A 22,678-nucleotide genomic window follows, 5' to 3' on the forward strand; every position below is an offset into this window, starting at 1 on the left:
TTGCCTTCACGCCAGGCGCAAACCCTCATTCAAACCTCTGCCCGGCAATCTCACTCCAAGGAGAACGAGCATGAGTGCATCGCTGCGCAGTATCGACGGTCAGGACGAAGCCACCATCTTGCGTGAGATCCAGAGCGCGCTGCGCGATCTGCGCTTTGGCGCCGTGGAAATCACCGTGCACAACGCCCAGGTGGTTCAGATCGAGCGCAAGGAGAAGTTCCGCCTGCAGCAGCCTGGCAACAAGCCCGGCTGAACACGCCCCACCTTCCAGAACTAAAAAATGCCATCGGGAGCTTCACCATGTCCATCCGCCGTTATGCGCTTGCCGCTCTGGCCAGTGCTGTTTTTGCCGGTTCCGCCATCGCCAAGGATTACGAACTGCTGAACGTGTCCTACGACCCGACCCGCGAGCTCTACCAGCAATACAACGCCGAGTTCATCAAGCACTGGCAGCAAGCCCATCCGGGCGACAAGGTGAAGATCCAGCAGTCCCATGGCGGCTCGGGCAAACAGGGCCGTGCGGTGATTGACGGTCTGCGCGCCGACGTGGTGACCCTGGCCTTGGCCGGGGACATCGACGAAATCGCCAAGCTCGGCAAGACCCTGCCGGAAAACTGGCAGACTCGCCTGCCAGACGCCAGCACCCCCTACACCTCGACCATCGTATTCCTGGTACGCAAGGGCAACCCCAAAGGCATCAAGGACTGGGGCGACCTGATCAAGAAGGACGTCTCGGTCATTACCCCAAACCCCAAGACTTCCGGGGGCGCGCGCTGGAACTTCCTCGCCGCCTGGGCCTATGGCCTGAAAACCGGCGGTAGCGAGGACAAGGCAAAAGCCTACGTGCAGGAGCTGTTCAAGCACGTGCCAGTACTGGACACCGGCGCCCGCGGCTCGACCATCACCTTCGTCAACAACGGTCAGGGCGATGTGCTGCTGGCCTGGGAAAACGAAGCGTTCCTGGCGTTGAAGGAGGACGGTGGGGCTGACAAGTTCGACATCGTCGTGCCATCGCTGTCGATTCTGGCCGAGCCGCCTGTGGCGGTAGTCGACAAGAATGCCGAGAAAAAGGGCAATACCGAAATCGCTACCGAGTACCTGAAACACCTTTACAGCCCGGCTGGGCAGAAGATTGCTGCCGAGAACTTCTACCGCCCGCGTGACGAGAAGGTGGCGGCTGAATTTGGCAAGCAGTTCCCCAAGCTGGACCTGGTGACCATCGACAAGGACTTCGGCGGCTGGAAGAGCGCACAGCCAAAATTCTTCAATGATGGCGGTGTGTTCGACCAGATCTATCAGGCACAGTAAGGACCAAGAAATAACCCGAAATTCGGACGCCTACCACGGCCCGGGATGGTTCCCGGGCCACGTGCATTCAACCAGGGATCTCTATGTCACGTCGCATTTCCCCCGTCATACCCGGCTTCGGGCTGACGCTGGGATACACCTTGGTGTACCTCAGCCTGATTGTGCTGATACCGCTGGCGGCCATGTTCATCCATGCCTCACAGCTGACCTTCGAACAGTTCTGGACCATCATCAGCGCGCCGCGGGTCATCGCCGCGCTGAAGCTGAGTTTTGGCACCGCCCTGTTTGCCGCGATCATCAATGGTGTGATCGGGACGCTGCTGGCCTGGGTGCTGGTGCGCTACACCTTCCCCGGACGCAAGATCATCGACGCGATGATCGATTTGCCCTTCGCCCTTCCAACGGCAGTGGCCGGCATTGCGCTCACCGCGCTGTACGCCCCGGCGGGCTGGGTCGGCCAGTTCGCGACCGACTTGGGCTTCAAGATCGCCTATACCCCTCTGGGCATTACCCTGGCATTGACGTTCGTCACCCTGCCGTTCGTGGTGCGCACGGTGCAGCCAGTGCTGGCAGACATCCCACGCGAGGTCGAAGAAGCCGCTGCCTGCCTGGGCGCCAGACCGCTGCAGGTGTTTCGCCATGTGCTGGCCCCGGCCCTGCTGCCGGCCTGGCTCACCGGCTTTGCCCTGGCGTTCGCCCGTGGGGTGGGTGAATACGGCTCGGTCATTTTCATCGCCGGCAACATGCCGATGAAAACCGAGATCCTGCCCCTGCTGATCATGGTCAAGCTCGACCAGTACGACTACACCGGCGCTACCGCCATCGGCGTGTTGATGCTGGTGGTTTCCTTCATCCTGCTGCTGCTGATCAACTTGTTGCAGCGCCGCATCGAAACCCCTTGAAGGAGGTCGGCATGTCCAGTTCTTCCCTGAATGCAACCGCCGCCGCCAACGCCGCCCGTCGCGGCAGTGCCACATCGCGGCGGCTGCTTATCGGCCTTGGCTGGCTGGTGTTTGCACTGTTTCTGCTGTTGCCGCTGGTCATTGTGGTTTCGCAGGCCCTGAAGAATGGGTTCGGCACCTTCTTCGAAGCCATCTTCGAACCCGACGCGTTGTCGGCCCTGAAGCTCACCCTGCTTGCCGTTGCCATTTCGGTGCCGCTGAACCTGGTGTTCGGCGTCAGCGCGGCATGGTGCGTGAGCAAATACAACTTCCGCGGCAAAAGTATTCTGGTCACCCTGATCGACCTGCCGTTTTCAGTGTCGCCCGTGATCGCCGGCCTGGTCTACGTGCTCATGTTCGGCGCCCAGGGCCTGTTCGGGCCGTGGCTGCAGGATCACGACATCCAGATCGTCTTCGCCCTGCCGGGCATCGTCCTGGCCACCATCTTCGTGACGGTGCCGTTCGTGGCCCGCGAGCTGATTCCGCTGATGCAGGAGCAAGGCACCCAGGAAGAAGAAGCCGCCCGGCTGCTGGGTGCCAATGGCTGGCAGATGTTCTGGCATGTGACGCTGCCCAACATCAAGTGGGGCCTGATCTATGGCGTGGTGTTGTGCACGGCACGGGCGATGGGGGAGTTTGGCGCAGTGTCGGTCGTTTCCGGGCATATTCGCGGTGTGACCAATACCTTGCCGCTGCATGTGGAAATTCTCTACAACGAGTACAACCACGTGGCGGCCTTCAGCGTGGCCAGCCTGTTGCTGATCCTGGCGCTCTTCATCCTGCTGCTCAAGCAGTGGAGCGAGAACCGTATTAACCGTCTGCGCCATAGCGCTGCGGAGGAATGATTCATGTCGATCGAAGTTCGTAACGTCAGCAAGCGTTTCAACAGTTTCCAGGCGCTCGATGGTATCAACCTGGACATCAACAGTGGTGAGCTGGTGGCGCTGCTGGGCCCGTCGGGCTGCGGCAAGACCACACTGCTGCGGATCATCGCCGGCCTGGAGACGCCGGATCAGGGCAACATCGTTTTTCATGGCGAGGACGTCTCCGGGCACGATGTACGCGATCGCAACGTCGGGTTCGTGTTTCAGCACTATGCGCTGTTCAGGCACATGACCGTGTTCGACAACGTCGCCTTCGGCTTGCGCATGAAGCCCAAGGGTGAACGCCCGAGCGAAAGCAGCATTGCCCAGAAAGTGCACGAGCTGCTGAACATGGTGCAGCTCGATTGGCTGTCCGATCGTTATCCGGAGCAGTTGTCCGGCGGTCAGCGCCAGCGTATCGCCCTGGCCCGCGCCCTGGCAGTAGAGCCCAAGGTGTTGCTGCTGGACGAGCCCTTCGGTGCGCTGGACGCCAAGGTGCGCAAAGAGCTGCGCCGCTGGCTGGCCCGCTTGCACGAAGATATCAACCTGACCTCGGTATTCGTGACCCATGACCAGGAAGAGGCCATGGAAGTGGCTGACCGTATCGTGGTCATGAACAAGGGCGTGATCGAGCAGATTGGCTCGCCGGGCGAAGTGTACGAACAACCCGCCAACGATTTCGTCTACCACTTCCTGGGTGATTCCAACCGCCTGGCCTTGAGCGAGGGTCAGCATGTGCTGTTCCGTCCCCACGAAGTGTCGTTGTCACGTCACGAAACCGAGGGCCACCATGCCGCCGAAGTCCGGGACATTCGCCCGCTGGGTGCGACCACGCGGGTGACTTTGAAAGTCGAGGGCCAAAGTGAGCTGATCGAAGCTGAGGTGGTCAAGGACCACGACAGCCTCACAGGGCTGGCACGGGGCGAGACGTTGTTCTTCCGGCCGAAGGTCTGGCAGAAACTGCCAGCCATTTAAGGCGATGGGTTTGGGGCGGATAAAGCGGTGTCGCCAGGAAACGTCCGCCGGTTATTTGTTTAAAGGTTATAAACAAATTTCTTTTTATTCCTTTAAGTATATATAGGCCGCTTTATACTGGGTTTCCAAGCACGCAAGCTACTGGAGACCCACTTCATGCGTAACGAATCAGTTCGCTACCTGATCATCCCAGGCTGGCAGGGATCGCCGGACAATCATTGGCAAAGCCACTGGCAGCGCACCCTGCCCAACAGCGCACGCGTGGAGCAGCGCGATTGGCTGACACCGCTCTGCCAGGACTGGGTAAAGGCGCTGGATACCGCCATTGCTGCCGAGCCCGACCCGGTGATCCTCATTGCCCATAGCCTGGGCTGCATCACGGTGGCGCATTGGGCCGAACAGGCCGCAGCCGGTCTGCTCGGTCGCGTGCGCGGCGCCTTGTTGGTAGCGCCAGCGGATGTCGAGCGACCAGGGTGCGCGCCGGCGCTGCGCAATTTTTCGCCCATCCCGCAGTCGGCGCTTCCCTTTCCAAGCCAAGTGGTCAGCTCGGACAACGATCCCGCTGTCAGCGTCCCGCGCGCTTTGCACATGGCCCAGCAGTGGGGGGCAGAAGCAGGGCTCTTGACCGGCGCCGGTCATATCAACGTGAAATCCGGGCATGAGTGCTGGGAGCAGGGATTCGCCTACCTGTATCGCCTGCAAGGCCGCATCGAACAACGCGCGCTGCGCCGCGCCTGAACGGCGTCCGTTTCCATCCGTCACACGCCCAGCCGCCGCAGGCCAGGGGCGGGAGCTCGTCATGACGTATCAGAATCCCTTCGGCCAGCCATTGCTGACATTCCCCGAACTCGACAAGAGCCCGCTGAGCATTCGCGCCAAGGCGCTGGTCTTCATCGATCCGCGCTCCCAGCGATTGCGCACGGAGCTGGAGCACTTGGCGCCGCTGCCGCTGCCGGTGCTGATCCGCGGTGAAACCGGCACCGGCAAGGAGTTGCTGGCCCGCCAGATTCACCGCGCCAGCGACCGCCCCGGCCTGTTCGTGTCGGTCAATTGCGCCGCCATCAGCCCAACCTATGCCGATGCGGAGCTGTTCGGCTATAGCGCCGGTAGCCATGGCGGCACCGCCAGCAGCCGCGCTGGCTGGTTCGGATCGGCCAACGGCGGCACGCTTTATCTGGACGAAATCGCCGACTTGCCATCGGCCATTCAGGCCAAGCTGCTGGCGGCACTGGAAAACCGCGAAGTCACCCGCGTAGGCGCACACCAAGCGCAGCCGGTGGATGTGCGACTGGTGGCAGCCACGAGCATTGACCTGGGGCGGGTGGTGAAGGCAGGGCGCTTCAGCGAGCGGTTGTATCAATACTTGCGCGAGGGCGCCCTTGAACTGCCGCCGCTGCGCGAGCGCCCGGGGGACATCCTGGCATTGGCGGAATACTTCGTTGGCATCTACAGCGGGCGTTTGCAGCGGCCCGTGCCGTTGATAAGCGAGGCTGCACAGCGCCTGCTCGAGCACCACCCTTGGACCGGCAATACCCGCGAGCTGGAAAACGTCATCCACTTCGCCTTGCTGGTCAATGACGGGCCCGAACTCCTGCCCGAAGACCTGGACCTGCCCAATACTCCACAGTAGAGGCGCTCATAAGCAAACGCGCTGGTGGCATTTTGCTTTTGGAATAAGCAGCGAAATAAAAGATATTGTTCCGGCATAAAAATTATCGGTATTGTCCGCTCCACGCCCAGGACCGCAGTGCCTCGGCCACCCCGTTCGCCATCGTCGATGGCTCAGATGCAGAACAAGGATCACCATGAAGAAGACCCTGCTGACCACCGCCCTGGCTGCTGCCCTGTCCTTCGCTGGCCTGGCCGGCGCCGCCGAGAAGCTGGTGGTTGCCGCAACGCCCATCCCGCACGCCGAGATCCTCGAGCTGATCAAGCCGACCCTGGCCAAGGAAGGTGTCGATCTGCAGATCAAAGTGTTCACCGACTACGTGCAACCCAACGTGCAGGTTGACCAGAAGCGTCTGGATGCCAACTACTTCCAGACCCTCCCGTACCTGCAGAGCTTCAACGAGGGCAAGGGCACCCACCTGGAGACCGTGGTCGGCGTCCACGTCGAGCCCTTCGGTGGCTACTCGAAGAAGGTCAAGAGCCTGGATGAGCTCAAGGAAGGCGCGACCGTCGCCATCCCTAACGAGGGCAGCAACAGCGGGCGTGCTCTGCTGCTGTTGCAGAAGGCAGGGCTGATTACCCTGAGGGATCCGAAAAATGCCCTGGCCACGCCGAAGGACATCGCCGAGAACCCCAAGAAGCTGAAGTTCCGCGAGCTGGAATCGGCCATGTTGCCCCGCGTGCTGGATCAGGTCGACCTGGACATGATCAACACCAACTATGCGCTGGAAGCGGGCCTGAACCCTGCCAAGGACGCCCTGGTCATCGAAGGCAGCGACTCGCCTTACGTCAACTTCCTCGTCGCACGTCCTGACAACAAGGACAGCGATGCCATCCAGAAGCTGGCCAAGGCGCTGACTAGCCCGGAGGTGAAGGCATTCATCGCCAAGAAGTATCAGGGTGCCGTGCTGCCTGCATTCTGACCAGCGCACCGCTGCCCAAACGCCGACGCCTTGTGTGTCGGCGTTTTCGTTTCAGGTATACCCCAAGACAATGCTGCCTGCGGCTGAGAGATTGAGCCCTGTGTGTGGTCCGATGATCAGCCTATCCCCGCTACGCGCATAGTTCTCATGAGGAGTTGCCATGTCCCTGAGCGAAAAACAGAAGATGCTCGCAGGCGAGCTCTACCTCGCCACCTGCCCTGAATTACAAGCCGAACAGGCCGCCAACAAACGGTGGATGCACCGCTATAACAACAGCGTCGAGCTGACGGCCGAGGCGCGGCATGCGTTGCTGGCCGAGCACTTTGGCCATGTAGGCGAAGGTGTCACGCTGCGTGCGCCTTTCTATTGCGACTACGGCTACAACATCCATGTGGGCCGCAATACCTTCATGAACTTCAATTGCGTGATCCTGGACGTGCTGCCTGTGCAAATCGGCGAGGACTGTCAGATCGGCCCGAACGTGCAGATCTACACGGCCGATCACCCGCTCGATCCACAGGTGCGGCGTACGGGCCTGGAAAGCGGGCGACCGGTCAGCATCGGCAATAACGTGTGGATCGGGGGCGGGGCCATCATCCTGCCGGGGGTGCGTATCGGTGATGACGCCGTGGTTGGCGCGGGCAGTGTCGTCACCCGCGATGTGCCACCTGGCGCGACGGTGGTGGGCAACCCGGCCCGCATACGTCAACCTGCCCAGGGGCAATAACAGCCGACTGCCAGGGTGTTGGAGGCGCTGACTGGGCGGCCTTCGAGTAGCGCGTTGAGTATCGGCTCGATGAAACTGCTGGCGGCGTTGCACACCGCACCTTCGCTGTAGGGGCCGAAATACGCCAGCTGCCCCTGGCGATCCCAGATGGCTACCGCAGGCGAGGCGGGCAGGTGCTCGCTGCCCGGCAGGTTGCCCAGTGGCTTGAGCCCGGCGAGGTCATCGGGCAGGTAGCCGCGCGTTCCGCTTTTTTGCAGGACGTGGAAGGTGACACCCCGGTCTTTGAAGCGCTGCATCAGGTCAGCCAGGTGCTGCTGGTTGCCGACGTTGCACGGGCAGGCCGGGTCCCAGAAGTGCACGACCCGAACCGGCCCAGGGCCGGCCAGTTCGCGGGGTAGCTGTAACCGGGCACCGTCGAAGAATGTCGCCTGGTTGTCGAACGGTCGCACATAGCGAGCCTGGAAGGTTGTGTAGGCCTGCCAGATGAAGACCGCTCCGGCCACCAGGCCGAGCAGGGTGCCCAATAGTTTGAGGGTTGGCAGGTTCATGAAGGGCCGATGGCAGCTCCCGTAGGCAGTTCGAAGGTGGTGGCGAATGCAGCCAGCTTGCCACGGCGCGTCGATCAGCTGAATATCCCAGGTCAATACTTGCTTCACGCCGGATCCAGCCAATGCCCGCAAGCTTTCATCCAGACCTCCTGCGCACCAGCCTGGCCCCGCTGAGCGCGCGCGAACGCCTATCCACCCACGCGCAGGCTTATCAACGCTTCTACGGCCTCGACCTGCCGGTTCACAGCTGGCTTGGACGGTTTGCAGTTGCCGGTTTCGAGGTGGTCGCGCAGGTGTGGGCTCCGCTTCAGCCTACGGCGACTTTGCTGCTGCTGCACGGCTACTACGACCACATGGGGCTGTACAGGCACCTGGTGGCCTGGGCATTGAAGCGCGGTTACGCCGTTGTCAGCTGCGATTTGCCGGGTCACGGCCTGTCCAGCGGTGAGCGTGCCAGCATTGATGACTTCGACGTGTACCAGCAGGTGCTCCAAGGCTTGTTCGAACAGGCGCACAACCTGCAACTGCCGCACCCTTGGCACCTGTGCGGGCAGAGTACGGGCGGAGCGATTGCCGTGGACCACTTGCTGTACAGTGCAGGAGCAAGCCCCGTCGATGGGCAGGTACTGCTGCTCGCCCCGCTGGTGCGGCCTTGTGCCTGGCACTGGTCGAAGCTCAGCTATCACGTGTTGCGCCATTTCGTGAACGGCATCGAGCGGCGGTTCACTGAAAACAGCACGGACCCTGCATTTCTACCGTTTCTTGAAGCTGACCCGCTTCAGCCGCGGCGGCTCCCCACGGCATGGGTCGGGGCACTGATCGACTGGATCAGACGCATCGAGGCGGCGCCTGTCAGCACTCGGCGCCCGGTGATCGTGCAGGGAGAGGCGGATGGCACGGTCGACTGGCCTTACAACCTTCGCGTGTTGAAGGCCAAGTTCGCCGAGCCGCAGGTACTCATGCTACCAGGGGCCCGTCATCACCTGGCCAACGAACTGCCTGCCACTCGACAGCGCTATTTGGACTTCATCGACCAGCACCTGGGCTGATCACTTCAGCTCGCCCGTGCTCTGGCCGACTGCCAGGCCGGCGCGAATGGCCGCCAGCGCTGCGCGGTAGTAGGCTTTGCCGTCGTTGGATTCGGCAAAGGTCGCGAACTCTTCGAGTTCTGCGTCCGTGAGGTCACGGTACACGTACAGCAAGGTGTTGTTCAGGTCCTGGCCTATCTGGTTCATCAGGCGTTGGCGCTGGCCGTCGAGCAGGCCTTGCGCCTGGCCACCGCCCAACAGCCCCGGAATCATGGCGCTCAGGCTATCGGCGGCCACACCGGCGATGGCCAGGCTTACCTCTGCCCCCGCTTCCCGGGCAGGCAGGGCCTGGGCCAGGTGGCCAATGATCAACACGCGATCGTCGCTGGCCTGAATCTTGGGCAGGCCATCGGCATTTTTGGCCAATTCATCCTTGCGGGTCGCCCGCAGTTCGGCCGCGACGACCTTGCGGCCTAATGGCGACTGAAAAAAGGCCAGCGCCGGCGATGGGTTGGGTAATGCGGCGCGTAGTTGCGCCAGCGCACGACGGTCCACGGCCTGAGCCTGAAAACGCTGGTTGCTGTTACTCACCAGTGCCTGGTAGACGGCAGGCGGCAGGCTGTTGCGGTAGCGCTGCTGGGCGGCGTTCAAGGCGTCGGTGAAATGAGCGCGTTGCTCGGGCCAGCCAGCGGTCTTGTACAGCTGATCCAGGTTATCTGCCCAGACAGGCAACGTGCAGCTCATCAGCAGAATCAGGGAAAACAGACGGCGCATTCAGGACTCCTGTCGGCAGATGGCTATTGTCTGTGGGGCGGCGTTGGTTTGTCGAGATATCCACGCGCTTCTCAGCCAAGTGGCGCTGTGCGCCGAGGGGGCGAATGGATATGATGCGCCATGCACATTTCCCCCCAACACCCGATGCTTGCGGCCGTCGTCGACGATCTGGCCACCCATGGCTGGTCCCAACAGGCACTGTTCCTGCCGGCGGACCTGGTCGGCGCGCTGGCGAACGAATGCCGGCGCCGTTACGCCCAAGGGGAGCTCAACCCCGCAGGGATTGGACGGGGGCCGTCCCAAGAGGTGCGCGAGGCCATCCGTGGGGATCAGATCCAGTGGATCGATCCAGGCCAGGCGCACGCTTGCGACCAGTACCTGGCAGCCATGGATCAACTGCGCCTGGCAATCAACCAAGGGCTTTTCCTGGGCCTGGAAGACTTCGAATGCCACTTCGCCCTTTATCCACCCGGCGCTTTCTACAAACGGCATCTGGACCGTTTTCGCGATGACGACCGGCGCATGGTGTCGGCCGTGTTCTACCTGAACGAAGACTGGACGCCCGCAGACGGTGGGCAGTTGCGCATGTTCCTGGCCGATGGGGTGGAGCACGATGTTCAGCCCGTCGCAGGGTGCCTGGTGGTCTTCCTGTCCGGTGAAGTCCCTCACGAGGTGCTGCCGGCCGGTCGTGAACGCCTGTCCTTGACTGGCTGGTTCAGACGCCGCGGCAATGACCCGTTCTGAACGGCCAGGCGTGCTGATCAGCGCCTGCCTCGTGTGATTGCGGCACGCTACTGAGTCGCTGCGGCCTGCTGCTCGTCGGCAAGCCACTTGTGTTCCAGTTCGGCCGTACGACCGCTGTCTTTCAGGCGTTGCAGTGCATTGTTCACGGCGCTTTCGAAGGCGGGGTTGTCCTTCTGGAACGGCACCACAAGCTGGTGCTTGCCAAAGGGCAGGCTGGTGTCGAGCGGGCTATCACCTTGCGCTATTGCCGTGACAGGCAGCAACGCGATGTCGTATTTGCCACTTTCGACGCCGGGCAGGGTTTGCGCCTTGGGTGTTTCGACAAATTCCACGCGCAGGTCGAGTTCTGAGGCCAGGGCCTGACCGAACTCCACATCGAACCCTGTCAGGTGATCATCCTGCTTGAAAGCGTATGGCGCGTTGTCGCCCTGTACGGCGATACGCAGTTCACCGCGATCGGCGATTTCGTCGAGCAGCTCTGCCTGAGCCAATGGGCTGATCAGTACCGCCAGCAGTACCCCTATGGTCGAACGCATGAATGCCCCTTTTCGTTTACCCATGAATAACCGTCGCCATGGCTTTCTTCCTCGCCATGGTCGAGCGCAGCCTATGACCCTGAAGTCGCGGCATTGTTTGATGTGCAGCCTGGATTTTTTCGTGCTCGCCGCCCGCCGCCGTGGTGGACCATAACGAAAAGGGAGGCCACCTGGGCCTCCCTCGATCCACGCTTGCTGCGTATTAGAACAGTACGCGCGAGCGGATGGTGCCCTTGACCTGTTGCAGCTTCTCCTGCGCCAGATCCGAGTATTCGGCGTCGACGTCGATCACCACGTAGCCCACTTTCTCGTTGGTCTGCAGGAACTGACCCGAGATGTTGATGCCGTTTTCGGCAAACACCTTGTTGATTTCGCTGAGCACACCCGGGATGTTTTCGTGGATGTGCAGCAGGCGGTGCTTGCCAGGGTGAGCAGGCAGGGCCACTTCCGGGAAGTTGACCGACGATACCGAGGTGCCGTTGTCGCTGTACTTGACCAGCTTCTCGGCCACTTCCAGGCCGATGTTGGCCTGGGCCTCGGCAGTGGAGCCGCCGATGTGCGGCGTGAGGATCACGTTATCCAGGCCACGCAGCGGGCTTTCGAACTCTTCATCGTTGGAGCGTGGCTCGACCGGGAACACGTCGATGGCAGCGCCGATCAGGTGCTTGTCCTTGATGGCCGCGGCCAGGTGATCGAGTTCGACCACGGTGCCGCGGGCAGCGTTGATCAGGATGGCGCCTTTTTTCATCGCGCGGATTTCCTTCTCGCCGATCATCCACTGGGTGGAGGGCAGCTCAGGCACGTGCAGCGAGACGATATCGGCCAGGCCGAGCAATTCGTGCAGGCTGGTCACCTGGACAGCATTGCCCAGCGGCAGCTTGGTCAGCGGATCGAAGAAGTACACCTGCATGCCCAGGCTTTCGGCCAGTACAGACAGTTGGGTACCAATGGAGCCGTAACCGACGATGCCCAGCTTCTTGCCGCGAATCTCGAAGGAGTTGGCTGCGCTCTTGATCCAGCCGCCACGATGGCACGAGGCGTTCTTTTCCGGAATCCCGCGCAGCAGCAGGATGGCTTCGGCCAGCACCAGTTCGGCTACCGAACGGGTGTTGGAGTACGGTGCGTTGAACACTGCGATACCGCGCTGACGGGCAGCTTCCAGGTCGACCTGGTTGGTACCGATGCAGAAGCAACCGACGGCGACCAGTTTCTTGGCGCAGTCGAAGATTTCTTCGGTCAATTGGGTACGTGAGCGGATGCCGATGAAGTGCGCGTCGGCGATCTTTTCCTTCAACTCTGCTTCGGGCAACGAACCAGTGAGGTATTCGATGTTGGTGTAGCCGGCAGCCGTCAGGGTATCGACTGCGTTCTGGTGTACACCTTCAAGAAGAAGGAACCGGATCTTGCTCTTGTCGAGAGAAGTCTTGCTCATCTGCGTAAACCTGTATCCCGGAGAAAAGTGGCGAGGGTGATGCCAGGTGCCCGTGGGCAGCTCTAGCATGAACAGCGGGGGCGCTATGCTAGCATACGCGACACAATCTGAGCTTATCCCGACAGGTGAAGCGTGCTCAGGGTGACCATGAATAAAGCGAGAGTTCAGGCGATGACCCAGCCCGCTGTATTGGATGAGTTGAAGACCCTGGTCGACCCCGGCAAGGTGTTGACCGACCCCGAATCCCTGCAAGCCTATGGCAAGGACTGGACGCGCCATTACCCGCCTGCGCCCAGCGCCATCGTCCTGCCCCGTACGATCGAACAGGTGCAGGCCATCGTGCGCTGGGCCAATACCCATCGTGTGGCGCTCGTGCCTTCCGGCGGGCGTACCGGGTTATCCGCGGGCGCCGTGGCCGCCAACGGGGAGGTGGTGGTCGCCTTCGATTACATGAATCTCATCCTGGATTTCAACGCCTTCGACCGTACCGTGGTCTGCCAGCCAGGGGTCATTACCCAGCAGGTGCAGGCGTTCGCCGAGGAGCAGGGCCTGTATTACCCGGTGGACTTCGCCTCCAGTGGCTCCAGTCAGATAGGCGGCAACATCGGCACCAATGCCGGTGGCATCAAGGTGATCCGCTACGGCATGACCCGCAACTGGGTCGCGGGCCTCAAGGTGGTCACCGGCAGCGGCGAGTTGCTGGAATTGAACAAGGGCTTGATCAAGAACGCCACCGGCTACGACCTGCGCCAGCTGTTCATTGGCGCCGAAGGTACGCTGGGTTTCGTGGTCGAGGCCACCCTGCGCCTGGACCGCGCACCGCGCAACCTCACCGCCATGGTGTTGGGCACGCCTGATTTCGACTCGATCATGCCTGTACTGCACGCTTTCCAGGGCAGGTTGGACCTGACGGCGTTCGAGTTTTTCTCCGACAAGGGCCTGGCCAAGATCCTGGCGCGCGGTGACGTGCCTGCGCCTTTCGAAACACCATGCCCGTTCTACGCCTTGCTGGAGTTCGAGGCCGGCACCGATGCGGTGGCCAACGAAGCCTTGGCTACCTTCGAACACTGTGTCGAGCAAGGTTGGGTGCTCGATGGCGTGATGAGCCAGAGCCAGGCGCAGCTGAAGAATTTGTGGAAGCTGCGCGAATACCTGTCCGAAACCATTTCGCACTGGACACCGTACAAGAACGACATCTCCGTGACCGTCTCGAAAGTGCCGGCATTCCTGCGCGACATCGATGCCGTCGTCCAGGCGCATTACCCCCACTATGAGGTGATCTGGTACGGGCACATCGGCGACGGCAACCTGCACCTGAACATCCTCAAGCCCGAGCACATGAGCAAGGATGACTTCTTCGCGTCCTGCACCGAGGTCAACCAGTGGGTGTTCGAGATCGTCCAGCGCTACGACGGTTCGATCTCCGCCGAGCACGGTGTGGGCATGACCAAGCGCGATTACCTGGGCTACAGCAGGTCCCCTGAAGAAATCGCCTGCATGAAGGCAATCAAGGCCGTGTTCGACCCTGCGGGCATCATGAATCCGGGTAAGATCTTCGCACCTGAATAAAAAGCGGTATCCAGAGGAGTGGCCATGAATTACCAGCACCAGTATGCAGACGGCACGCGCATTCATTTTCCACTGGGCAAGGTGGTATGCATCGGGCGTAACTACGCCGAGCATGCCAAGGAGCTGGACAATCCTATTCCGACCGAACCCCTCCTGTTCATCAAACCGGGCAGTTGCGTGGTGCCGGCCGAGGGCGGGTTCAAGATTCCTGCCGAACGTGGGTCGGTGCATTACGAGGTGGAAATCGCGGTGTTGCTGGGCAAGTCGCTGTCCACGCGGCCGAGCCAGGAGGAGGTGCTCGATGCCATTTCCGGATTTGCGCCGGCCTTGGACCTGACCCTGCGGGACGTGCAGGCCAAGCTCAAGGAAAAGGGCTTGCCTTGGGAGTTGGCCAAGTGTTTCGACGGCGCCTGCGTGTTGCCGCCCTTCGTCTCTGCCGCCAGCTTCGAAGACATCACGGCGATTGCGGTGCGCCTGACGGTAAACGGCGAAGTCCGCCAGGACGGCTCCAGTGCAATGATGCTCAACCCGATCGTGCCGATGATCCAGCACATGGCTGCGCAGTTTTCGCTGCAGGCCGGCGACGTCATCCTGACCGGCACACCAGCAGGCGTAGGCCCCTTCAACGTGGGCGATGACGTGGTCCTGGAGCTGCCAGGGGTTAGCCGGTTCGAGAGTCGGGTGCTCTAAACCACTACCCACCTGATTTTTCGCAGATGATCCGCCTTGGCCAAGGCTCCGGTCAGGCGGCCCATCCCCGCGTCATCTGCGAATCGCCCTAGCGGGTTGACTGTTTTTTCACACGTCTTCTGGATAATGCGCAGACCTTCGCCTTTCTCCCCAGGACGTCTCGATGCAATCAAACGCCCCTGCCTCCTTCAAGCGCCCGTTCTACCTGCGCTGGCCGTTCGGCCTGGCCGTGGCAGTGGTGATTGCCTATGGCGTGGCCTTCGCCATGCATTGGGACGATCGGGCAGCGCTGTGGGTCAAGGAAGGCTTCGAAAGCACGGCCGAGCGCAGTGAAAGCGTGTGGCTGCCGGACTACACGGTGGATATCGACGCCAAGCCCTTGCCGGAAATGGCAGACTACGAAGCATCGGACCTCACGTACAACCCCAGTACCCGCACGCTATTCGCCGTCATGGGCAAGCAACCCTTCCTCACCGAGCTGAACCTGGACGGCGACGTGCTACGCAATATTCCCCTCAATGGCTGGGCAAACCCGGAAGGCGTCACCGTCATGGACGGCGGCTACCTGGCAATCACGGACGAGCGGCTGCATGACCTGACCGTGGTGAAAGTCGATGCCACCACCACCGCGCTCAACCATGCGGACTTCCCCAGCCACGACCTGGGGGCGTCGCAAAATGGCAACAAGGGCTACGAAGCCGTGGTCTGGGACGCCTCGAAACAGCGGCTGGTCATCGGCGAGGAACGGCCGCCGCGCCTGTATGAATGGAAGTCCAATGGGCAAGGCCAACTAACGGGCGAAAAAACACCGCTGCCCAGTGATTCGCTCGACCTGCGAAACCTGTCGGCATTGGGCATTGATCCGCGAACGGGGCACCTGCTGGCGTTGTCTGCCGATTCCAACATGCTGCTGGAACTGGATGAGCAGGGTGAACAGGTCAGCTTCATGACCTTGCTGGGGGGCTTCAATGGTCTGCAGCACACCATTCCTAGGGCCGAAGGCGTGGCAATGGATGACCAGGGCACCCTGTACATGGTCAGCGAACCGGCATTGTTCTATCGCTTCACCAAAGGGTAGGTTTTTCCTGCTATTTGCATGATGGCATTAAGCTTTATTTCAGTTGTTTGTGGTTAGATTCGCCATCCTCCGTCGAGTCTGCCTTCATGCACCGTTATTTGCGTCTGTCACTGGTCCCTGTCGTCCTATGCCTGCTGTTGCTGGGCTGGATCGGGCAGGAATTTCGTCTGTTCGAACGTGCCTGGTTCAACCTCACCACGTGGTGGCAGCCGGCCGAGCAAAGCATTGGCCTGAATCGCTACCAGGTGGTGGTCGAGGGGCGGCCAATCGAAGGGCTGGATGACGATGTCTCGGCGCTGACCTACGACCCTGACCGCAAGAGCCTGTTCACCGTGACCAACGCCCGCTCTGAGCTGATCGAGCTGTCGCTGGATGGGCAAATCCTGCGACGCATCGCGCTGCACGGTTTCGGTGACCCCGAGGCGGTGGAGTACATCGGTCCGAATAGCTACGTGATCACCGACGAGCGCCAACAGCGGCTGATCCGTGTGCGGCTCACCGACGACACCTTGTCACTGGACGCTGCCCAGGCAGAGCAATTGACCTTGGGCATCGGCCTTAACGGTAACAAGGGTTTCGAAGGGCTGGCCTTCGATTCGGTGGGCAAGCGGCTGTTCGTGGCCAAGGAGCGCGACCCGATGCTCATCTACGAAGTGCACGGGTTTCCTCATGACGATCCGCAACAACCCTATGCCGTGAACGTGGTCCAGGACCGCAAGCGTGATTCGCGCCTGTTCGTGCGCGATCTGTCGAGCCTGCAGTTCGACGAGCGTAGTGGGCACCTGCTGGCGCTGTCGGATGAATCGCGCCTGGTGCTGGAGCTGGATGTGCAGGGGCGGCCACTGAGCACCTTGTCATTGCGCAAAGGGTTCCAGGGGCTCAAAGCGACAGTCCCGCAGGCGGAGGGCATTGCGATGGACGAGGCCGGGACCATCTATATGGTCAGTGAGCCGAACCTGTTCTACGTATTCAAGCAGCCGGCGCCGTGACCTTGTCGGCGTTCGGCAAGCCCCGGTCGGCGCAACCGTACCCGGGCATGCCGGCTTGCATGGTTACTCGGCCTTCAGGCTCTTCACGCCCTCGGCAGTGCCCAGCAGCAGCAGGTCGGCAGGCCGTGCGGCGAACAGGCCATTGGTAACCACGCCCACGATGGCATTGATCTGGGCTTCCAGCGCTACCGGGTCGGTGATCTGCAGGTTGTACACGTCGAGGATAACGTTGCCGTTGTCCGTGATCACGCCTTCACGGTAGACCGGGTCGCCGCCAAGCTTTACCAGCTGACGAGCAACATGGCTGCGGGCCATCGGGATGACCTCCACCGGCAGCGGGAAGTTGCCCAGAACCGGTACCAGCTTGCTGCCATCGGCGATGCAGATGAACGTCTTGGCCACGGCAGCAACGATCTTTTCCCGGGTCAGGGCCGCGCCACCGCCTTTGATCAGGTTCAGGTGTTCGTCGCTTTCATCGGCGCCGTCCACATAGAACTCCAGCTCGCTGACGCTGTTGAGCTCGTAGACCGGGATGCCATGGCCCTTGAGGCGCTGGGCCGTGGCTTCGGAGCTGGCGACCGCGCCGTCGAAGGCCGTCTTGTGCTGCGCCAGGGCGTCGATGAAGAAATTGGCGGTCGAACCGGTGCCCACGCCAACGACGCTTTTGTCATCGAGCTTGGGCAGAATGAAGTCGACGGCAGCCTGGGCAACGGCCTGTTTGAGTTGGTCCTGGGTCATGCGGGCTCCGAGATGGGGCAGGGCGGATGTAAAGGCGACCAGTATAACGGCAAGCGCGGCTTGGCTGTGGTCGTCCGACGTAACGCTGGGGTAGACTCCGAGCCCTTGTCCCGCGGCCAGTGATGCTTTCCCGATGCTCGAACAGTACGTCAAGAAGATCCTCACCTCGCGCGTCTATGACGTTGCCGTCGAAACCCCCTTGCACAGCGCCGGGCAGTTGAGCAAACGCCTGGGCAACCAGATCCTGCTCAAGCGCGAAGACCTGCAGCCGGTGTTCTCGTTCAAGATCCGCGGGGCCTACAACAAGCTGGCGCAGTTGACCGCAGAAGAGCTGGCCCGCGGCGTGGTCACCGCCTCGGCTGGCAACCATGCCCAGGGGCTGGCCCTCGCCGCACGGGAAATGGGCATCAAGGCCACCATCGTGATGCCCAAGACCACGCCTGAAATCAAGATCGAAGGCGTGCGCTCGCGCGGCGGCAAGGTGGTCCTTCACGGTGATTCGTTCCCCGAGGCATTGGCCTATTCGCTGAAACTGGTCGATGAAAAAGGCTTCGTCTACATTCACCCCTACGATGATCCGCATACCATTGCTGGCCAGGGCACCGTGGCCATGGAAATCCTGCGCCAGCACCCCGGTCGGCTGGACGCGATTTTCGTGCCGGTCGGCGGCGGCGGCCTGATCGCCGGCATCGCCGCCTACGTGAAGTACCTGCGCCCGGAAATCAAGGTCATTGGCGTTGAACCGGACGATTCCAACTGCCTGCAGGCCGCCATGGCCGCTGGCGAGCGGGTGGTGCTGCCGCAGGTCGGGTTGTTTGCCGATGGCGTGGCGGTGGCTCAGATTGGCCAGCACACCTTCGACATCTGCCGCCATCACGTGGACGAAGTCATCACCGTCAGCACCGACGAAATCTGCGCGGCGATCAAGGACATCTACGACGATACCCGTTCGATCACCGAGCCTGCGGGGGCACTGGGCGTGGCGGGCATCAAGCGATACGTGGAGATGTACGGGGTCAGCGGCCAGACACTGGTCGCCATCGATTCCGGGGCGAACGTCAATTTCGACCGCCTGCGCCATGTCGCGGAGCGGGCAGAACTGGGTGAAAAGCGCGAAGCCATCATCGCGGTCACCATCCCGGAGCGTCCCGGTAGCTTCAAGGCCTTCTGCGAGGCGGTGGGCAAGCGCCAGATCACCGAATTCAACTACCGCAAGCACACCTCCGATGAGGCGCACATCTTCGTGGGCGTGCAGACCCACCCGGAAAACGACCCCCGCGCGGCACTGGTGCAACAGTTGATCGACCAGGGCTTCCCGGTCACGGACCTGACCGACAATGAGCTGGCCAAATTGCACATTCGCCACATGGTGGGTGGGCACTCGGCCGGGGCGAGCGATGAAATGGTGCTGCGCTTCGAATTCCCCGAGCGGCCAGGGGCGCTGTTCAACTTCCTCGACAAACTGGGCGGGCGCTGGAATATCTCGATGTTCCACTACCGTAACCATGGCGCGGCAGATGGCCGTGTGGTGGCGGGGTTGCAGGTGCCTGAGGACGAGCGCCACCTGGTGCCGGCCGCGCTGGCCCAGATTGGCTACCCTTACTGGGATGAAACCCAAAACCCGGCCTACACGCTGTTCCTTGGCTGAACGGCTAAGCTCTTGCCCAGGGGGCGCGCCGCTTTGCAATGAACAGGCGGCGCAGCCTGGCGGGCTTTTCCGCTCGCAGCCCTTGTAACGCCACCGGCCCAGGACGAGTGACATGGAACACTTCAACACCCTCAAAGCCTTGCACGTGATCGGCACCGCACTGTTGTTGCTCGGTGCGCTGGGCGTGGCGATCTGGACGATGCGTGCCCGCCGGCAGGGCGACAGGGCGGTGTATGGCAGGCTGATGCAACGGCCCTTGGTCTTCGTCTGGCTGGTGATGGGTATCAGCCTGTTCAGCCTGCCGTTTACCGGTTGGTGGCTGGTGCACCTGGTAGGTTGGCCGCTGGGTCAGACCTGGCTACTGGCGTCGACTGCGCTATATACCGTGAGCGCGTTGGCCTGGGTATGGCTAGTAGTGCGCCTGAATCGGCTGCGCAGGACACCTGCACAGAATATGCGGCTAACGCTGGCATTGGCCGTATTCAGTACCGTGTGCCTGCTGTCCATCGCCGGGCTGATGGGCGCCAAGCCTGTCTGATCTTCGCCAAGGCATCCACTGATTGCCTGCCGGCAAAGCCTGGTTCACACACTTGCATAGCGCTGACGGTATATAAGCACCGCAGGCGCGTTGCTGCGCTCGCAGGCTTTGTGGAACAATGCGGTGACATGCGTTTGCGAGGTTGCTGCCGTGATCGACCCGGATGGTTTTCGCCCCAATGTCGGGATCATTCTCACGAATGATGCCGGGCAGGTGCTATGGGCTCGACGGATCAACCAGGATGCCTGGCAATTTCCACAGGGCGGTATCAACCCTGACGAGACGCCAGAAGATGCCCTGTACCGCGAGCTGAACGAAGAAGTTGGCCTTGAACGCGACGATGTGGAAATTCTTGCCTGCACCCGTGGTTGGTTGCGTTATCGTTTACCTCAGCGACTGGTGCGCACCCACAGCCAACCGTTGTGCATCGGCCAGAAACAGAAGTGGTTCCTGTTGCGCCTGATCAGCAATGAACAACGGGTGCGCATGGACCTGACCGGCAAGCCGGAGTTCGATGGCTGGCGCTGGGTGAGCTACTGGTACCCGCTGGGCCAGGTTGTGACATTCAAGCGCGAGGTCTATCGGCGCGCCCTGAAAGAGCTAGCACCGCGTCTTCTGACGCGCGACTGACGACGGAGTTCGACCCCGAGCCATGCTCAATACGCTGCGCAAGATCGTCCAGGAAGTAAACTCCGCCAAAGATCTCAAGTCGGCGTTGGGGATCATTGTCTTGCGTGTCAAAGAGGCCATGGCCAGCCAGGTCTGCTCGGTCTACCTGCTGGACCCGGAAACCAACCGGTTCGTGCTGATGGCCACCGAAGGGTTGAACAAGCGCTCGATCGGCAAGGTCAGCATGGCCCCCAACGAAGGCCTGGTCGGGCTGGTAGGCACCCGCGAAGAACCCCTTAACCTCGAAGATGCCGCTGCGCACCCGCGCTACCGGTACTTTGCCGAGACCGGCGAGGAGCGCTTCGCCTCCTTCCTGGGCGCCCCGATCATCCACCACCGCCGTGTGGTGGGTGTCCTGGTCATTCAGCAGCGCGAGCGTCGCCAGTTCGATGAGGGCGAAGAAGCGTTCCTGGTGACCATGAGTGCGCAACTGGCTGGGGTGATCGCCCACGCCGAGGCCACTGGCTCGATTCGCGGTTTGGGTCGCCAGGGCAAAGGCATCCAGGAAGCGCGATTCGTCGGTGTGCCTGGCTCCCCTGGCGCTGCCGTAGGGCGGGCCGTGGTGATGCTGCCACCGGCCGACCTGGAAGTGGTCCCGGACAAGACGGTCGAGGACATCGACGCCGAACTGCACCTGTTCCATGCGGCCCTCGAAGGGGTGCGTGCCGACATGCGCAAGTTGTCGGCCAAGCTGGCCACCCAACTGCGTCCCGAAGAGCGGGCGTTATTCGATGTCTACCTGATGATGCTCGAGGACGCTGCCCTGGGCGGCGAGGTGCGCGAGGTCATCAAGACGGGTCAATGGGCGCAGGGCGCACTGCGCCAGGTGGTGGGCGAGCACGTCAACCGCTTCGAACTGATGGATGACGACTACCTGCGCGAGCGGGCCTCCGACGTCAAGGACCTGGGCCGACGCTTGCTCGCCTACCTGCAACAGGCACGCTCGCAGTCTTTGGTCTACGCCGACAACACTATTCTGGTCAGCGAAGAACTGACCCCGGCCATGTTGGGCGAAGTGCCCGAAGGCAAGCTGGTGGGCCTGGTCTCGGTATTAGGCTCGGGCAACTCGCACGTGGCCATTCTGGCCCGCGCCATGGGCATTCCGACCGTCATGGGCCTGGTCGACCTGCCCTATTCGAAGGTCGATGGCATCGAGCTGATCGTCGATGGCTACAAAGGGGAGGTCTTTACCAACCCCAGCGAGGTGCTGCGCAAGCAGTACAGCGACGTGGTCGAGGAAGAGCGCCAGCTGGCCCAGGGCCTGGACGCCTTGCGCGAGCTGCCCTGCGTTACCCCTGACGGGCACCGCATGCCGCTGTGGGTCAATACCGGCCTGCTGGCCGACGTGGCCCGCGCCCAGCAGCGTGGCGCCGAAGGGGTAGGCCTGTACCGCACTGAAGTGCCGTTCATGATCAACCAGCGCTTCCCCAGCGAAAAAGAGCAGTTGGCGATTTACCGCGAACAACTGGCGGCTTTCCATCCACTGCCCGTGACCATGCGCACGCTGGACATCGGGGGCGACAAGGCGCTGTCCTACTTTCCGATCAAGGAAGAAAACCCCTTCCTGGGCTGGCGTGGCATTCGCGTCACACTCGACCACCCCGAGATCTTCCTGGTGCAGACGCGCGCCATGCTCAAGGCCAGCGAGGGCTTGAACAACCTGCGGATTCTGCTGCCGATGATTTCCGGCATTCACGAGCTCGAGGAAGCGCTGCACCTGATTCACCGCGCCTGGGGCGAGGTGCGCGACGAAGGCACCGATGTGCCAATGCCGCCGGTGGGCGTGATGGTGGAAATCCCGGCCGCGGTGTACCAGACCCGGGAACTTGCGCGGCAAGTGGACTTCCTGTCGGTGGGTTCCAATGACCTTACCCAGTACCTGCTGGCTGTGGACCGTAACAATCCCCGGGTGGCCGACCTCTACGACTACCTGCATCCAGCCGTACTGCAGGCGGTCAACACTGTGGTCCGTGATGCCCATGCCGAAGGCAAGCCAGTGAGTATCTGCGGCGAAATGGCGGGCGACCCGGCCGCTGCCATCCTGCTCATGGCCATGGGCTTCGACAGCCTGTCGATGAACGCCACCAACCTGCCGAAGGTGAAGTGGATGCTGCGCCAGGTGAACATGAGCAAGGCCAAGGAGCTGCTGCAAGAGGCGCTGAGCCATGACAACCCGCAGGTCATCCACAGCTCGCTGCAGCTGGCACTGAAGAACCTCGGGCTTGCACGGATGATCGGGCCTGGGGCCAACAAGCCGCTCTGAGCGCCGCGTGTGCTGGCGCCTTGGCAGTT

General features: G+C 61.8%; 24 protein-coding genes. 19 read left to right on the forward strand and 5 right to left on the reverse strand.

Annotation, left to right across the window (positions count from 1 at the left end):
- The first annotated feature begins 70 nt into the window (after nucleotides 1-70).
- The 9 genes from oscA (at nucleotide 71) to ACK59L_RS15670 (ending at nucleotide 7,405) form a co-directional block, all read left to right on the forward strand.
- On the forward strand, nucleotides 71-253 hold the full coding sequence (oscA, locus tag ACK59L_RS15630) for a sulfur starvation response protein OscA (RefSeq protein ID WP_003248957.1): 183 nt from the start codon (nucleotides 71-73) through the stop codon (nucleotides 251-253).
- A 47-nt stretch (nucleotides 254-300) separates the two neighbouring features.
- Entirely contained in the window at nucleotides 301-1,308 is a 1,008-nt protein-coding gene (locus tag ACK59L_RS15635) for a sulfate ABC transporter substrate-binding protein (RefSeq protein ID WP_058602850.1), read from the forward strand.
- 83 nt (nucleotides 1,309-1,391) lie between these two features.
- Nucleotides 1,392-2,210 (forward strand): sulfate ABC transporter permease subunit CysT, encoded by an 819-nt coding sequence (gene cysT, locus ACK59L_RS15640; RefSeq protein ID WP_058602851.1) that lies wholly within the window; start codon nucleotides 1,392-1,394, stop codon nucleotides 2,208-2,210.
- An 11-nt stretch (nucleotides 2,211-2,221) separates the two neighbouring features.
- The gene (cysW, locus tag ACK59L_RS15645) at nucleotides 2,222-3,094 is read left to right on the forward strand and encodes a sulfate ABC transporter permease subunit CysW (protein ID WP_058602852.1); all 873 of its coding nucleotides are present in this window, start codon (nucleotides 2,222-2,224) and stop codon (nucleotides 3,092-3,094) included.
- Nucleotides 3,095-3,097: 3 nt separating this feature from the next.
- A complete protein-coding gene (locus tag ACK59L_RS15650; RefSeq protein WP_058602853.1) occupies nucleotides 3,098-4,087 on the forward strand; it encodes a sulfate/molybdate ABC transporter ATP-binding protein in 990 nt (329 codons plus the stop codon).
- Between the two features lie 156 nt (nucleotides 4,088-4,243).
- Nucleotides 4,244-4,825 carry an alpha/beta hydrolase gene (locus tag ACK59L_RS15655; protein ID WP_058638169.1) on the forward strand — a complete coding sequence of 194 codons (582 nt, stop codon included), beginning with the start codon at nucleotides 4,244-4,246 and terminating at the stop codon, nucleotides 4,823-4,825.
- Between the two features lie 61 nt (nucleotides 4,826-4,886).
- A complete protein-coding gene (locus ACK59L_RS15660; protein WP_058638168.1) occupies nucleotides 4,887-5,717 on the forward strand; it encodes a sigma 54-interacting transcriptional regulator in 831 nt (276 codons plus the stop codon).
- A 175-nt stretch (nucleotides 5,718-5,892) separates the two neighbouring features.
- Nucleotides 5,893-6,678 carry a MetQ/NlpA family ABC transporter substrate-binding protein gene (locus ACK59L_RS15665; protein WP_409274589.1) on the forward strand — a complete coding sequence of 262 codons (786 nt, stop codon included), beginning with the start codon at nucleotides 5,893-5,895 and terminating at the stop codon, nucleotides 6,676-6,678.
- A gap of 160 nt (nucleotides 6,679-6,838) precedes the next feature.
- On the forward strand, nucleotides 6,839-7,405 hold the full coding sequence (locus ACK59L_RS15670; RefSeq protein ID WP_409274591.1) for a sugar O-acetyltransferase: 567 nt from the start codon (nucleotides 6,839-6,841) through the stop codon (nucleotides 7,403-7,405).
- Here the strand turns inward: ACK59L_RS15670 and ACK59L_RS15675 are convergent.
- Nucleotides 7,384-7,953 (reverse strand): DUF6436 domain-containing protein, encoded by a 570-nt coding sequence (locus ACK59L_RS15675; RefSeq protein ID WP_409274626.1) that lies wholly within the window; start codon nucleotides 7,951-7,953, stop codon nucleotides 7,384-7,386. The two genes, ACK59L_RS15670 and ACK59L_RS15675, sit on opposite strands and share 22 nt — an antisense overlap.
- Before the next feature lie 122 nt (nucleotides 7,954-8,075).
- Between ACK59L_RS15675 and ACK59L_RS15680 the strand changes: the two genes are divergently transcribed.
- Nucleotides 8,076-9,002: an alpha/beta hydrolase gene (locus ACK59L_RS15680; RefSeq protein ID WP_409274593.1), complete on the forward strand. Its 927-nt coding sequence runs from the start codon at nucleotides 8,076-8,078 to the stop codon at nucleotides 9,000-9,002.
- Here ACK59L_RS15680 and ACK59L_RS15685 read toward each other — a convergent pair whose 3' ends face one another.
- Nucleotides 9,003-9,755 carry a hypothetical protein gene (locus tag ACK59L_RS15685; RefSeq protein WP_409274595.1) on the reverse strand — a complete coding sequence of 251 codons (753 nt, stop codon included), beginning with the start codon at nucleotides 9,753-9,755 and terminating at the stop codon, nucleotides 9,003-9,005.
- Nucleotides 9,756-9,875: 120 nt separating this feature from the next.
- Here ACK59L_RS15685 and ACK59L_RS15690 point away from each other — a divergent pair, with 120 nt between their 5' ends.
- Nucleotides 9,876-10,499, forward strand: a complete 624-nt coding sequence (locus ACK59L_RS15690; RefSeq protein ID WP_196134725.1) for a 2OG-Fe(II) oxygenase — start codon at nucleotides 9,876-9,878, stop codon at nucleotides 10,497-10,499.
- A 47-nt stretch (nucleotides 10,500-10,546) separates the two neighbouring features.
- Here the strand turns inward: ACK59L_RS15690 and ACK59L_RS15695 are convergent, their stop codons facing one another.
- Entirely contained in the window at nucleotides 10,547-11,035 is a 489-nt protein-coding gene (locus tag ACK59L_RS15695; RefSeq protein WP_409274597.1) for a transporter substrate-binding domain-containing protein, read from the reverse strand.
- A gap of 202 nt (nucleotides 11,036-11,237) precedes the next feature.
- Entirely contained in the window at nucleotides 11,238-12,467 is a 1,230-nt protein-coding gene (serA, locus tag ACK59L_RS15700; protein WP_058602862.1) for a phosphoglycerate dehydrogenase, read from the reverse strand.
- Between the two features lie 171 nt (nucleotides 12,468-12,638).
- On the opposite strand from serA, the gene ACK59L_RS15705 reads away from it, so the two are divergent.
- The 4 genes from ACK59L_RS15705 to ACK59L_RS15720 all read left to right on the forward strand — a co-directional run bounded on the left by ACK59L_RS15705 (nucleotide 12,639) and on the right by ACK59L_RS15720 (nucleotide 16,793).
- Nucleotides 12,639-14,036, forward strand: a complete 1,398-nt coding sequence (locus ACK59L_RS15705; protein WP_409274600.1) for an FAD-binding oxidoreductase — start codon at nucleotides 12,639-12,641, stop codon at nucleotides 14,034-14,036.
- Nucleotides 14,037-14,060: 24 nt separating this feature from the next.
- On the forward strand, nucleotides 14,061-14,726 hold the full coding sequence (locus ACK59L_RS15710) for a fumarylacetoacetate hydrolase family protein (RefSeq protein WP_196134727.1): 666 nt from the start codon (nucleotides 14,061-14,063) through the stop codon (nucleotides 14,724-14,726).
- 163 nt (nucleotides 14,727-14,889) lie between these two features.
- On the forward strand, nucleotides 14,890-15,804 hold the full coding sequence (locus ACK59L_RS15715) for an SdiA-regulated domain-containing protein (protein WP_144964110.1): 915 nt from the start codon (nucleotides 14,890-14,892) through the stop codon (nucleotides 15,802-15,804).
- Nucleotides 15,805-15,890: 86 nt separating this feature from the next.
- A complete protein-coding gene (locus tag ACK59L_RS15720) occupies nucleotides 15,891-16,793 on the forward strand; it encodes an SdiA-regulated domain-containing protein (protein ID WP_409274602.1) in 903 nt (300 codons plus the stop codon).
- A 63-nt stretch (nucleotides 16,794-16,856) separates the two neighbouring features.
- On the opposite strand, the gene rpiA is transcribed toward ACK59L_RS15720, so the two are convergent.
- On the reverse strand, nucleotides 16,857-17,531 hold the full coding sequence (gene rpiA, locus ACK59L_RS15725) for a ribose-5-phosphate isomerase RpiA (protein ID WP_058638158.1): 675 nt from the start codon (nucleotides 17,529-17,531) through the stop codon (nucleotides 16,857-16,859).
- A gap of 133 nt (nucleotides 17,532-17,664) precedes the next feature.
- Here rpiA and ilvA point away from each other — a divergent pair, with 133 nt between their 5' ends.
- The 4 genes from ilvA to ptsP all read left to right on the forward strand — a co-directional run bounded on the left by ilvA (nucleotide 17,665) and on the right by ptsP (nucleotide 22,649).
- Nucleotides 17,665-19,179, forward strand: a complete 1,515-nt coding sequence (ilvA, locus tag ACK59L_RS15730) for a threonine ammonia-lyase, biosynthetic (RefSeq protein WP_058638157.1) — start codon at nucleotides 17,665-17,667, stop codon at nucleotides 19,177-19,179.
- 112 nt (nucleotides 19,180-19,291) lie between these two features.
- A complete protein-coding gene (locus tag ACK59L_RS15735; RefSeq protein ID WP_409274605.1) occupies nucleotides 19,292-19,717 on the forward strand; it encodes a DUF2269 domain-containing protein in 426 nt (141 codons plus the stop codon).
- Between the two features lie 150 nt (nucleotides 19,718-19,867).
- Nucleotides 19,868-20,347 (forward strand): RNA pyrophosphohydrolase, encoded by a 480-nt coding sequence (locus ACK59L_RS15740; protein WP_023532670.1) that lies wholly within the window; start codon nucleotides 19,868-19,870, stop codon nucleotides 20,345-20,347.
- Between the two features lie 22 nt (nucleotides 20,348-20,369).
- Nucleotides 20,370-22,649 (forward strand): phosphoenolpyruvate--protein phosphotransferase, encoded by a 2,280-nt coding sequence (gene ptsP / locus ACK59L_RS15745; protein WP_023532652.1) that lies wholly within the window; start codon nucleotides 20,370-20,372, stop codon nucleotides 22,647-22,649.
- The last annotated feature ends 29 nt before the right edge of the window (nucleotides 22,650-22,678 follow it).

The sequence above is a fragment of the Pseudomonas sp. KCJK9111 genome (assembly GCF_046231935.1).
Classification (GTDB): Bacteria; Pseudomonadota; Gammaproteobacteria; order Pseudomonadales; family Pseudomonadaceae; genus Aquipseudomonas; species Aquipseudomonas parafulva_B.